The following is a 12,428-nucleotide window of genomic DNA, read 5'->3' on the forward strand; positions in this document are numbered from 1 at the left end:
ATTTAGAACTATTGAATTGTTAAACGATTGATTATTAATTGATTGGATATGCCGGATCTGGAAAATTTACTTTCCCTTTTTATGCCAGTAAAACTGGAGGAGCTTAACAGTGAAGTTGAATTGATGAATAGGATAGATATGAAGTTCCTTTTTCCTATTAGCAAACTCGCTGGTTTTTTAAAACAGGTACAGCCTTTATATTATTCTTTATTAATTGATAACAGGAGGATTTTTAATTATCAATCGATCTATTACGATACAAGTGATTTGTTTATGTATCAATGCCATCAGAAGGGAATGCTTAACCGGTTTAAAATAAGGCGCCGTAAATACCTTGATTCACAGATTGATTATCTGGAGATCAAATTAAAAAATGATGAGGGGCGTACCATAAAAAAGCGCATTCGTTATCCAGGCGATCAGCAGAATATAGATCTGTCGGCACACCATTTCATTGCTTCCAATTCTCCTTTTAAAGCTGATCAGTTAACCCCTACCTTAGAGGTGAATTTTAAAAGGATCACTCTGGTGCATAAATCCGTTTCTGAAAGGGTTACCCTGGATTTCAACCTTTCTTTTAAAAATAAGGATGGTGAACTGGAGGTTCCAAATTTAGTGATCGCTGAAATTAAGCGTGGCACCTCTCCTGTAAATTCTGATTTTGCAGGCATATTACAAAAAAAACATATTAAATCCTCGGAAATGAGTAAATATGCCATGGGCATTGCTTTATTATCCGAGAAAAACTTTATTAAGGATAATCCCTTATTAAATCCGATTGATGATGATTAGCCCTTTTTGTTTAGCTGATATAGGAACCGCTACCGCTTTTGGCGTGAAAATAATTGATATTGATTCTTTCCTGCGGTTGTTGGTTCATTTTGCATTTAATTTTCTGGTAATACTGGTGCTGGCTAGGGTATTGTATTATCACAATTCCAGAAGGAAAGACTACCTGTTTAGTTATTTACTGATTTCGACCATTATTTTTCTGCTTTGCTATTTGTTGTCAAATGTCAAGCTTCAGCTTGGGTTTGCATTAGGCTTGTTTGCTGTTTTCGGAATTTTGCGGTACCGTACAGATGCCATTCCCATCAAAGAGATGACCTATCTCTTTGTAATCATTGGAATTTCCGTTATTAATGCCTTGTCCAGTGTAGAGATCAGTTATGCCGAACTTTTGTTTACCAATATACTGATCATTGGGCTGGCATGGTCAATGGAAAGAATATGGCTGTCGCGCCATGTAACCCGGAAAGTTGTGGATTATGAAAAGATAGAATTAATTAAGCCTGAAAACCGTAAATTCCTGATCCAGGATCTGGAAGAGCGTACAGGACTTCATATCAATAGAATTGAAATAGGTAAAATCGATTTTCTTAAGGAAACTGTCAGGATTTTGGTTTATTATTATGATGATGAAAACCGGGAATTCTCCGGAGCCGATGATCCCTTCAACCATTCGGTCAATAATGACGATGACGATGATTAATGAATTCTATCCCCGCCTGAACCGGATTGCCGACCCCAAGGCAATATATTGGCGGTGATGAATTAACCCGCTTGGGTCTATCCCTCTAAAAACAGTCTGTTTCAGTTATATTAATTATTAAATAACAGAAACAATTTGCCTAAAGACTATTTTGCAATCTATAATTCATTATCTTTGCCTGAATTTTCATAAAAGTATTCGCGATGATTAAGTTAACGTTTCCCGATAACTCTGTTAGAGAATACAATGAAGGAGTTACGGGGATTGATATTGCCAAAAGTATCAGCAACAGTTTAGCCAAAGAAGTTTTGGCTGTATCCATAAATGGAGAAGTATGGGATGCCATGAGGCCGATTAACACTGATGCTACGGTTAAATTATTCAAATGGGAAGATGACGAAGGCAAACATGCTTTCTGGCATACATCAGCTCATCTGATGGCCGAAGCTTTGGAAGCCCTTTATCCTGGTATCAAGTTCGGAATTGGACCTGCTATTGAAAACGGGTTTTATTATGATGTAGATCTGGGCGAAGGCAGAGTGATTACAGATGCCGACCTGCCTAAGGTTGAAGAAAAGATGCGTGAGCTTGTCAAGCAGAATTGCGCACTTATCCGCAGAGATATCAGCAAAGAAGATGCATTGAAATATTTCACCAAAAAAGGTGATCCCTATAAGGTTGAACTTATCACCGACTTGCAGGATGGTACAATAACCCTATACGACCAGGGCAATTTTACAGATTTATGCCGCGGGCCACATTTACCCTCCACCGGTGCGATTAAGGCCATCAAATTGCTGAGTATTGCCGGCGCTTATTGGAGAGGCGATGAAAAAAGAAAACAACTTACCCGTATTTATGGCGTCACTTTCCCCAAGCAAAAGATGCTTGAAGATTACTTGAAATTGCTTGAGGAAGCAAAACTTCGCGATCACCGGAAATTGGGTAAAGAACTTGAATTATTTACTTTTTCCGAAAAAGTGGGTGCAGGTTTGCCTTTGTGGTTGCCTCGTGGAGCTAAAGTAAGGGAAATACTTGAAAACTTTTTAAGGAAGGTACAGGATCATTATGGTTACAAGCAGGTAATTACCCCACATATCGGACAGAAAGAATTGTATGTTACCTCTGGCCATTTTGCAAAATATGGTGCAGATTCATTCCGGCCCATCACTACTCCGGTTGAAGGGGAAGTGTTTATGCTGAAACCCATGAATTGCCCCCACCATTGCGAAATTTATAAATGCAAACCCCGTTCGTACAGGGATTTGCCTGTACGTTTGGCTGAATTCGGAACGGTTTACCGTTACGAACAGAGCGGTGAGTTGCACGGATTGACCAGGGTAAGAGGCTTTACTCAGGATGATGCCCATCTTTTCTGCCGTCCTGACCAAATTAAAGAAGAAATTAATAATATCATTGATATTATTTTCCTTATTTTCAAGGCATTGAAATTTAATGAATACATTGCTCAGATTTCGCTTCGCGATCCCAATGATAAAACTAAATATATTGGAAGTGACGAAAACTGGGAGAAAGCCGAACGGGCTATTATTGAAGCTTCTGAAGAAAAAGGATTGAAAACTACTGTGGAATTGGGTGAAGCGGCTTTTTACGGTCCTAAGCTCGACTTTATGGTGAAAGATGCAATTGGACGTAAATGGCAGTTGGGTACTATCCAGGTCGATTATAATTTGCCTGAACGTTTTGGCCTTGAATATATGGGCAATGACAACCAGAAACATCGCCCGATCATGATACACCGTGCACCATTTGGTTCGATGGAAAGGTTTATCGCTGTTTTGCTCGAGCATACCGCCGGGAAATTACCACTATGGCTGTCACCCGATCAGGTGGTGATAATGCCTATCAGTGAAAAATTTAACGATTATGCCAAAAAAGTTTTATCTTTTCTAAAAAATTCCGATATTCGCACCTTCGTTGACGATAGAAATGAAAAAATCGGCAAGAAGATTAGAGACAATGAATTGATGAAGATCCCTTATTTATTGGTTGTTGGAGAGAAGGAGGAAGTTTCCGGAACTGTTTCTGTGCGTAAACAGGGAGAAGGTGATCAGGGAAGCATGAAATTCGAGGATTTTGCAAACTTTATTCAATCAGAAGTAAAAAAACAATTAGAGATCATTAATTACTAACTTTAAATTGTAAAATTGGAGGAAAGAAAATTTAACGGCGGAAGATCACCGTTCGGTCGTAGAAGGGTGAATGAAGATCAGCCTAATTTTAATATTAATAGTCAAATTAGGGCAAGGGAAGTTCGTTTGGTAGGGGATAATATCGTTCCCGAACCTGGTGTATTTACTTTGCAAGATGCTTTGAAGTTGGCGGATACTTTGGAGTTGGATTTGGTAGAAATATCACCCAAAGCCGAGCCTCCGGTGTGCAAAATTATTGATTATCAGAAATTTCTTTATCAGCTGAAGAAAAAGCAAAAGGAAATTAAAGCTAAAACCACGAAAGTGGTGGTAAAGGAAATTCGTTTCGGGCCGAATACCGATGAACATGATTATGATTTTAAACTGAAGCATGCCCTGAGTTTTCTCCAGGATGGCTTTAAGGTTAAAGCTTACGTATTTTTTAAAGGCAGGACAATTTTGTACAAAGAAAAGGGTGAAATCCTTCTTTTACGTTTTGCTCAGGATTTGCAGGAATTTGGTAAGGTTGAACAATTACCCAAACTTGAAGGAAAACGGATGTTTATGTTCATTTCACCTAAATCAGGAAAGAAGAAGAGTTAAACTATATAAATTTTACAGAATGCCAAAAATGAAGACTAATTCCGGTGCAAAGAAGAGATTTGCTTTGACTGGTACAGGTAAAATTAAAAGAAAACATGCTTTCAAAAGTCATATTCTGACTAAGAAAGAAACAAAAAGAAAAAGAAATCTGACTTATTTCAGTACGGTTGATAAAGCCGATTTGAAAAATGTAAAGGTCATGCTTTGCATGAAGTAATTAGAGATTTCATTAGTTATTAACCGAATGGGGATGCATTAAAGAGTCTGTTGGGCAGAACGCATTACATTCTAAAATTCATTTAAAATGCCAAGATCAGTTAATCACGTTGCTTCCAGAGCAAGAAGAAAGAAAGTCCTGAAACAAACCAGAGGTTATTTTGGTGCCAGGAAGAATGTGTATACCATTGCAAAAAATGCTCTTGAAAGAGGTTTAAGGTTTGCTTACAGAGACAGGAAAGATAAGAAGAGTACTTTCCGTCAAATTTGGATCGCTAGGATCAATGCTGGTGTACGGCCTTATGGTTTATCCTATTCCGTATTTATCGGAAAAATTCATAAAGCCGGTATTACCATGAATAAAAAAGTTCTTGCCGATTTGGCTATGAATAATCCTAAGGCTTTTGAAGCCATAGTCAATAAGGTAAAGACTGTTTAAGTAAACTTATTTTTTATATAGGGGGAAGCCATATGCTTCCCTTTTTTGTTAGTTTTGATTATTTCTTAAAATTTAATCTCTATGGAAATAGCATTAATCGGTTATGGCAAAATGGGCAAGGAAATAGAAGCTGTTTGCCGGGAAAGAAACCATCATGTGGCCCTCATTATTGATGTGAACAATCCAGCTGACCTGAATGCTGAAAACCTCAAAAATGTTGATGTAGCTATAGAGTTTACCACACCCCAGACTGCATATAACAATGTTCTCAAATGCTTCAGCGCAAATGTGCCCGTGGTTTGCGGAACTACCGGCTGGCTGGATAATTTCGACCATATTCAGCAAATTTGCAACGAGCAGAAACAGGGCTTTTTCTATTCGTCAAATTATAGCCTGGGAGTTAATCTATTCTTCAAACTCAATAGTGAATTAGCCAGGTTGATGAATGGCTTTGACAATTATGAGGTGAGTATGACAGAGACACACCATGTGACCAAGAAAGATGCTCCGAGCGGTACTGCTATTTCGTTGGCTAATGATATTATTAAAAATTTGGACCGGAAGAAAGAATGGAAACTTGATGAAAATGGCAAAGATATAATTTCCATTCATGCCTTCAGGGAAGGAACAGTACCCGGAATTCATACCGTGAAATATGATTCTCCGGTCGATTATATTGAAATTATCCACAGCGCAAAAAGCCGCAAAGGTTTGGCCTTTGGGGCTGTGATGGCTGCTGAATTTCTCAAGGGTAAACAGGGTATTTTCGGGATGGAAGATTTGCTTCATTTCTAAATTCAAAATAACAGTTCGCAGTGATTGCAAATACTGTCTTAATAAATAAAAAAATTGGAATTGTTTCTAAATGGCTATATCAAAATAAATAGTATTTTCGTTTTTTAAACAAACTATTTTATAATGAAAATAATTCAGAGCAAATATTTTAAATTTTCAGTTGCCACATTTTTATTTTTACTCTTTGTTATATGGGATAAAAATGCTTGGCTGCTTTTGGGTATCCCTGTTATTTTTGATTTTTATGTCAGCAAAAAAGTAAACTGGACATTCTGGAAAAAACGTGGAGTTAAGAATTCTACTTTGGTTGAATGGCTTGATGCTTTGATTTTTGCGGTGATTGTTGTGACCTTTATCAATATTTATTTTTTCCAGAATTATAAAATTCCTACCGGTTCGATGGAAAAGTCGCTACTCATTGGCGACCATCTTTATGTCAGTAAATTGACTTATGGGCCCAAAGGCATAAATACACCCTTGTCATTCCCTTTTACCCAGCACACCATGCCATTTACCACGGGTACAAAATCTTTTCTTGACTGGATTAAATGGCCTTATAAAAGATTAGCCGGCTTCAGGCATGTTAAGAATGATGATGTGGTGGTTTTTAATTTTCCTGAAGGGGATACCGTGGTTGTTGAGATGCAGGCCCAGAGTTACTACGGAATAACCAGGGATTTTGCCAGTCAGATTCATGATTATGACCTGCAAAACGGTTCGCCTTTAAAATCAAAAGCTGAATATCTGCAGGAAGGGCGTAAATATGTTTGGGATAATTATCATATAGTGACCCGCCCGGTTGACAAACAGGATAATTATATTAAGCGTTGTGTTGCTATTCCGGGCGATACGCTGCGCATCATTCACGGATGGGTTTATATCAACGGACATGCCCAGAAAGTTATTCCCGGCATTCAGTACCGTTACCGGATTTCGACTAATGGGGCAGGAATTAATCCTAAAATTCTTGAAAAACTTGGAATTGCCAAGGAAGATATTATGCGTGACGATGCTTCAACTTATGAAATTCCTTTGACAAGTGTTAATGCAAATAAAATCAGGCTGTTTAATGATGTAAAATCAGTAGTTCGTATGGAAAAGACTGCCGGAGAATATAATGAAGCTGTCTTTCCCCACGATGCTCATTTCCCCTGGAATGAATATAATTTTGGCCCTTTGTGGATTCCTAAAAAAGGGGCAACGGTTAAACTTACTCTTACAAATCTTCCTCTTTATTACAGGATAATTTGTGTATATGAGAACAATCAGCTTGAAGTAAAGGGTAATAATATTTATATAAACGGAAAGTTAGCAAAGACTTATACCTTTAAGATGGATTATTACTGGATGATGGGTGATAACCGTGACGATTCATTGGATTCACGTTTCTGGGGTTTTGTCCCTGAAGATCATATCGTCGGTAGTCCTAAATTTATCTGGTTGTCACTTGATAAGGATAAAAGTTTCCTGGCTAAAATCAGGTGGAACCGTTTGTTCGTTGGAGTACATTAATGGGAAAACGAAAAAATAAAGGAACTTTCACAGATTGGATAAAAGCGGTAATCATCGCTTTTATCCTTTTGTTTTTTATACACCTATTCATTTTTCAATCGTTCAGTGTAGTTAATACTGAGATGGAGAAGACTGTGTTTTCAGGTGATTACGTACTGGTAAACAAACTGGCCTGGGGTATGCGTTGTCCGGTCACCTTGCTTTCCTTCCCTTTCTTTGATGATACTCTTCCTTTTATTCACCGCTGTTCATATTCGCCCTTGATACAATTGCCTCCCTGGCGCCTGCCCGGTTATTCGCACATCAGACGTAACGATTTGGTTGCTTTTAATTATCCGGAAGATACAGATCTCCCTATAGATAAGCGGAAAAAATGTATTATGCGTTGTGTCGGGCTCCCCGGTGATGAAATAAATATCAAAAATGAGCAATTATTCGTGAATGGAGAGAAACAAAATACCCCCCGCACTGTTCAGTTCAATTATTATGTAATTCCGGCTCCTGGCAGGAAAATTAAGCCTTTGTTGAATAAGTATGAAATAAAAGAAGGCAGCCGGTTGGGAAACAAGTTTCTGCTAACCATGACCCAGGCCAAAGCCCAGAGAATCAAGCGGGATTCTCTGGTGCAGTCAGTAGAACCGGTTATTAACACCCAACCGGATATTACAGTTTATCCTCAAAATGATTTTTTCACCTGGAATATAGACAACTTCGGACCGGTTATAGTACCCAAAGCCGGTAAGAAGCTAAAACTGACAAAGAAAAATATTGAAATTTACCGCACTGTAATAGAAGTGTATGAGAAAAATACCCTCGCCATACGGGGAAATGATTTTTACATCAACAATGATAAATGTACTTCTTATAGGGTAAAAAATAATTATTATTTTGTTTTGGACGATAATCGGGGTAATGCCAAAGATTCCCGTTACTGGGGCTTTTTACCCGAAAGCCATATTATTGGGAAGCCTGTAATGGTATGGTATTCAGTATACAAGAATAAGGCGGGTTATAGCGAATACCGGTGGAAAAGGCTTTTCAGACGTTTAAATAAAATCAAAAACCAATAGTCTGATCAATGCTTCTTTTTCATAAGAAAAGTTGCCTTGGATTCTTCCCCCTTCAGCAAGCGTTGTAGATTTTTTTGATGAGTCAGGAGAAGCATGATTGCTACGCACAATGAAAAAATGACCAGCGAAGTGATCGTTGTCTTGAATACAAAGATTACCATAATAGGGAATGAAAAACCGGCAATCATAGAACTTAACGAAACATATTTCGATAAAATCAATACAAGGATAAAAATACCCGTACAAATTAAAGTTGGATAAGTATCTATTGCCAGTACCATGCCAAATAAAGTAGCGACTCCTTTACCTCCTCTGAAACCTGCAAAAATGGGGAAAATATGTCCAATTAATGCAGCTGTACCCAATGCCAGTTGAAAATTTGTGAATGATACAGTTTCCGGGATGGAATATGTACTAAGGAATACCAGGTTAACAGCCAGCCAACCTTTAAAAACGTCAAAAATAAGGACAGGAATCCCTGCTTTCAATCCTATTACCCTGATGGTATTGGTTGCCCCTGCATTCCCACTGCCATGTTCTCGCACATCGATGCCGTAAAAATATCTGCCGACCCATACAGAAGTAGGAATAGAACCTAATAGATAAGCACCAATAACCAAAATTATATCCAAAACGTGTATCATCATTTAAAGATTAAAAACCCATATATCTGAACATTAAAAGTCGTCAAATATATGGGTTTAAAATTATTTGTCAAAAGGAAAATTACATTCCCCTTGATTTACTGTAAATGCAGTTTATTAGAACTTAGGACCTGCAGCAGCGGCAACTCTCTGACCTTCTTCAGAATCAGTGAATGTTTCGAAGTTCTTAACGAACTTAGCAGCAAGTGCTTTAGCAGCTTCGTCATAAGCAGCTTTGTCAGCCCATGCATTACGTGGATTCAACATTTTGTTGTCTGCAACACCGTTTACAGCTTTAGGTATCTGTAAATTGAATACTGGCAGAGTTTCGAATTCGGCTTCGTCTAAGGAACCGTCAAGAATAGCGGTGATGATAGCCCTGGTTGAAGGAATATCGATTCTATGGCCAGTGCCATAAGCACCACCAATCCAGCCGGTGTTTACTAAGTAAGCATTAGCTCCGTGTTCCTGCATCTTCTTAATCAGAACTTCAGCATATTTGGTTGGGTGAAGTAATAAGAATGCCTGACCGAAACATGAAGAGAATGTAGGAGTGGGTTCAGTAATACCTCTTTCAGTACCCGCTAATTTGGCGGTAAATCCGCTTAAGAAATGATATTCAGTCTGATCCGGAGTAAGTTTGGAAACAGGAGGTAAAACGCCAAATGCATCAGCAGTAAGGAATATAACCTTTTTGGCATGTCCTGCTTTTGAAACAGGTTTTACAATGTGCTCAATGTGGTAAATTGGGTAAGAAACACGGGTGTTTTCAGTTTTTTTGCCGTTTGCAAAATCAACTTCTCCGGTTTTTTCATCAAATACAACATTTTCGAGCAAAGCATCACGTTTGATGGCATTGTAGATATCAGGTTCTTTAGTTTTGTCGAGGTTGATACATTTAGCATAGCAACCCCCTTCGAAATTGAAGACACCCTGATTATCCCAGCCGTGTTCATCATCACCGATAAGGAAACGTTTTGGATCAGCTGAAAGGGTGGTTTTACCGGTTCCTGAAAGTCCGAAGAAAACTGCTGAATCGCCATCTTTGCCAACATTAGCAGAACAGTGCATTGCAGCAATTCCTTTTAAGGGGAGGAAGTAGTTCATGACAGAGAACATACCTTTTTTCATTTCACCGCCATACCAGGTTCCACCGATAACGCTCATCTTCTGGCCAAGGTTGAAAGCAACAAATACGTCACTGTTCAATCCTTCTTCTTTCCATTCTGGATTTTTGGTTTTGGATGCATTCAATGAAACAAAATCAGGAACAAAACTTTCCAATTCTTCTGCGGAAGGACGGATAAACATGTTGGTTACAAAATGTGCCTGCCAAGCTACTTCCATCACAAAACGTACCTTTAAACGGGTATCCGGATTGGCTCCACAATAACAATCAACTACATATAAATCTTTTCCTGAAAGTTCTTTGATGGCTACAGCTTTTAATTTTTCCCAAACTTCGGGAGATATAGGCTTGTTGTCATTTTTACGTTTTTCGGAGGTCCACCAAATATTCTTTTCAGAAGAAGACTCTTTTACAATGTACTTGTCTTTGGGAGAACGACCTGTGTAAATACCAGTATCAACTGCTACTGCACCTAAATTGGTTACAAAACCTTTTTCGTAACCTTCAAGCTTAGGATCTGTCTCATGTTTAAACAATTCATCATAAGATGGATTGTGATAAACATTCTTTACATCTTTAATTCCATAGATTGAAAGATCTAATTCAGAGTGTTTAACGCTCATAATTTTAAATGTTTTAAAGATTGAAATTGATAGTTCAAAAAAATCCTGCAAATATACAATTATTTTTTGAAGCTATCATTGTCATACTCTATTTAGTTTTTTTTATTGTTTATCATCGAAAGGGTGATCATTTTGGGAGGTGGTTTGAATATTTTATTGGATTTTTGGAGATTGGACTAAAATATTTGCCTTTCAATCTGGACTTTATAATATTTTATGTTTTATATGTGAAATTTGTTTCCTCATTTTGAAGAATTTTATATTTTCCTTATCCCATTGATTTAAATTGAAATTTTGAAAGGGAAAATAATCCGGAATATTCTAACAAATATGAATAGAAGGTTTGTGTGAATTAATCATTAAATTCGAGTAATTTTATAGTTTTTAAGGAATTAACATAATTAATTTCAATGAAAATGGAAAAAATAAGTTGTTACCTTAACAGGATTATAATGGCTTTTTCCTTTTTGCTATTTCCCATTGTCTCGTCTTTTGCTCAAAATAATGAATTAACGGGATATCTGAGTGACTTGCCCTTTGGAATGCCAGCAATGACTGTTCCTGTTTTTCCGGAACGTTCTGTTAATATTATGGATTTTGGAGCTGTGGGTGACGGGCAGACTTTAAATACTGAGGCTTTTGCAAATGCTATTGATCATTGTGCTTCACTGGGGGGAGGTACTGTTATTGTACCCCCGGGATTGTGGCTTACAGGGCCTGTTTTATTCAGAAGTAATATCAATCTGCACCTTGAGAAAGGGGCCCTGGTACTGTTCAGCTGCAATCACCATGATTATCCGGTCATGAAAAATCCGGTAAATGGATCTTTTACTGTTAGGCCGCCAATTTCCGGCTATGAACTGGAAAATATTGCCATTACGGGTGAAGGAATTCTGGATGGTTCCGGAGATACCTGGCGGCCTGTCAAAAAATCAAAAACCACTGAAGAACAATGGAAAAAGTTACTGGCTTCGGGCGGCACAGTGGATAGTAATGATATCTGGTGGCCTACCCGGGAAGCAAGAGAGGGCGAACTATACATCAATGACTTAAAAAAGAAAAATAATAAAAACCTTGCTGAAAAAGATTTCGAGCCTGCCCGTGATTTTTTGCGTCCCTACATGCTGGTTTTTTATAAATGTAAAAAAGTTTTACTGGACGGGCCGACTTTTCAAAACTCTCCCAAATTCGTGCTTTATCCTACATTTTGCGAGGATATGGTTATACGCAATATCAAGGTGTTGAACGAATGGTGGGCTCAGAATGGGGATGGGATAGACATTAACGGAGGCAAAAATATACTCGTATACAATTGCATGGTCAATGCAGGAGATGATGGGATATGCATGAAATCAAGCAAAAGCAGAAATTATGATAGTGATCCTGTTTTACAAAATGTTGTCATCTCTGGCTGCACGGTATATCATGCTCATGGAGGGTTTGTCATTGGAAGCAATATTGATGGAGGAATTCGAAATATATCGGTTAAAAATTGTGATTTTATTTCCACTGATATCGGACTGCGGTTCAAAAGCAGCAGAGGTAAAGGCGGACTTGTTGAAAATATTTTTGTGAACAATATTTTCATGAAAGACATTGCTAATGAAGCGATATTGTTTGACACTTATTATGAAATAAAAAATCTGGCAGAACAGGAAAAAGTGGTTGAGGTTAATGAAACAACCCCCCGTTTCCGGAAATTTTATATCCGAAACATTTATTGCAATGGAGCCGAACAGGCTGTTAAAATTA

The 12,428-nt window shown here is 37.9% G+C and carries 12 protein-coding genes; 10 read left to right on the top strand and 2 right to left on the bottom strand.

The features are described from left to right. Positions 1 to 48 precede the first annotated feature (48 nt). The 9 genes from Q8907_00385 (at position 49) to lepB (ending at position 8,280) form a co-directional block, all read left to right on the top strand. The gene (locus Q8907_00385; protein ID MDP4272719.1) at positions 49 to 792 is read left to right on the top strand and encodes a polyphosphate polymerase domain-containing protein; all 744 of its coding nucleotides are present in this window, start codon (positions 49 to 51) and stop codon (positions 790 to 792) included. After that, positions 782 to 1,492 (top strand): DUF4956 domain-containing protein, encoded by a 711-nt coding sequence (locus tag Q8907_00390; protein MDP4272720.1) that lies wholly within the window; start codon positions 782 to 784, stop codon positions 1,490 to 1,492. The genes Q8907_00385 and Q8907_00390 overlap by 11 nt, the downstream gene beginning before the upstream one ends. Before the next feature lie 203 nt (positions 1,493 to 1,695). Next, positions 1,696 to 3,645 (top strand): threonine--tRNA ligase, encoded by a 1,950-nt coding sequence (gene thrS, locus Q8907_00395; GenBank protein ID MDP4272721.1) that lies wholly within the window; start codon positions 1,696 to 1,698, stop codon positions 3,643 to 3,645. Positions 3,646 to 3,711: 66 nt separating this feature from the next. Then, on the top strand, positions 3,712 to 4,248 hold the full coding sequence (gene infC / locus Q8907_00400) for a translation initiation factor IF-3 (GenBank protein MDP4272722.1): 537 nt from the start codon (positions 3,712 to 3,714) through the stop codon (positions 4,246 to 4,248). Positions 4,249 to 4,267: 19 nt separating this feature from the next. Beyond that, positions 4,268 to 4,465, top strand: a complete 198-nt coding sequence (gene rpmI, locus Q8907_00405; protein ID MDP4272723.1) for a 50S ribosomal protein L35 — start codon at positions 4,268 to 4,270, stop codon at positions 4,463 to 4,465. An 87-nt stretch (positions 4,466 to 4,552) separates the two neighbouring features. Continuing rightward, entirely contained in the window at positions 4,553 to 4,903 is a 351-nt protein-coding gene (gene rplT / locus Q8907_00410; protein ID MDP4272724.1) for a 50S ribosomal protein L20, read from the top strand. Positions 4,904 to 4,984: 81 nt separating this feature from the next. Then, positions 4,985 to 5,698 (top strand): 4-hydroxy-tetrahydrodipicolinate reductase, encoded by a 714-nt coding sequence (dapB, locus tag Q8907_00415; protein MDP4272725.1) that lies wholly within the window; start codon positions 4,985 to 4,987, stop codon positions 5,696 to 5,698. Positions 5,699 to 5,821: 123 nt separating this feature from the next. Further along, a complete protein-coding gene (locus Q8907_00420) occupies positions 5,822 to 7,210 on the top strand; it encodes a S26 family signal peptidase (GenBank protein ID MDP4272726.1) in 1,389 nt (462 codons plus the stop codon). Continuing rightward, positions 7,210 to 8,280, top strand: coding sequence for a signal peptidase I (gene lepB, locus Q8907_00425; protein MDP4272727.1), 1,071 nt, complete (start codon positions 7,210 to 7,212; stop codon positions 8,278 to 8,280). Before Q8907_00420 ends, lepB begins: the two co-directional genes overlap by 1 nt. Positions 8,281 to 8,285: 5 nt before the next feature. Here the strand turns inward: lepB and plsY are convergent, their stop codons facing one another. Further along, positions 8,286 to 8,924, bottom strand: a complete 639-nt coding sequence (gene plsY / locus Q8907_00430; GenBank protein MDP4272728.1) for a glycerol-3-phosphate 1-O-acyltransferase PlsY — start codon at positions 8,922 to 8,924, stop codon at positions 8,286 to 8,288. 117 nt (positions 8,925 to 9,041) lie between these two features. Continuing rightward, positions 9,042 to 10,676: a phosphoenolpyruvate carboxykinase (ATP) gene (gene pckA / locus Q8907_00435; GenBank protein ID MDP4272729.1), complete on the bottom strand. Its 1,635-nt coding sequence runs from the start codon at positions 10,674 to 10,676 to the stop codon at positions 9,042 to 9,044. 416 nt (positions 10,677 to 11,092) lie between these two features. Between pckA and Q8907_00440 the strand changes: the two genes are divergently transcribed. After that, positions 11,093 to 12,428: glycoside hydrolase family 28 protein (locus Q8907_00440; GenBank protein ID MDP4272730.1), on the top strand; the 1,336-nt coding region annotated here is incomplete at its 3' end.

The organism is Bacteroidota bacterium (assembly GCA_030706565.1).
Lineage (GTDB): Bacteria > Bacteroidota > Bacteroidia > Bacteroidales > JAUZOH01 > JAUZOH01.

What these genes read in the sequence shown, in the direction of transcription:
- lepB (MDP4272727.1), top strand. Translation starts at nt 7,210, where the DNA reads ATGGGAAAACGAAAAAATAAAGGAACTTTCACAGATTGGATAAAAGCG.
- Q8907_00390 (MDP4272720.1), top strand. Translation starts at nt 782, where the DNA reads ATGATGATTAGCCCTTTTTGTTTAGCTGATATAGGAACCGCTACCGCT.
- thrS (MDP4272721.1), top strand. Translation starts at nt 1,696, where the DNA reads ATGATTAAGTTAACGTTTCCCGATAACTCTGTTAGAGAATACAATGAA.
- rplT (MDP4272724.1), top strand. Translation starts at nt 4,553, where the DNA reads ATGCCAAGATCAGTTAATCACGTTGCTTCCAGAGCAAGAAGAAAGAAA.
- Q8907_00385 (MDP4272719.1), top strand. Translation starts at nt 49, where the DNA reads ATGCCGGATCTGGAAAATTTACTTTCCCTTTTTATGCCAGTAAAACTG.
- plsY (MDP4272728.1), bottom strand. Translation starts at nt 8,924, where the DNA reads ATGATACACGTTTTGGATATAATTTTGGTTATTGGTGCTTATCTATTA.
- pckA (MDP4272729.1), bottom strand. Translation starts at nt 10,676, where the DNA reads ATGAGCGTTAAACACTCTGAATTAGATCTTTCAATCTATGGAATTAAA.
- Q8907_00420 (MDP4272726.1), top strand. Translation starts at nt 5,822, where the DNA reads ATGAAAATAATTCAGAGCAAATATTTTAAATTTTCAGTTGCCACATTT.
- rpmI (MDP4272723.1), top strand. Translation starts at nt 4,268, where the DNA reads ATGCCAAAAATGAAGACTAATTCCGGTGCAAAGAAGAGATTTGCTTTG.
- dapB (MDP4272725.1), top strand. Translation starts at nt 4,985, where the DNA reads ATGGAAATAGCATTAATCGGTTATGGCAAAATGGGCAAGGAAATAGAA.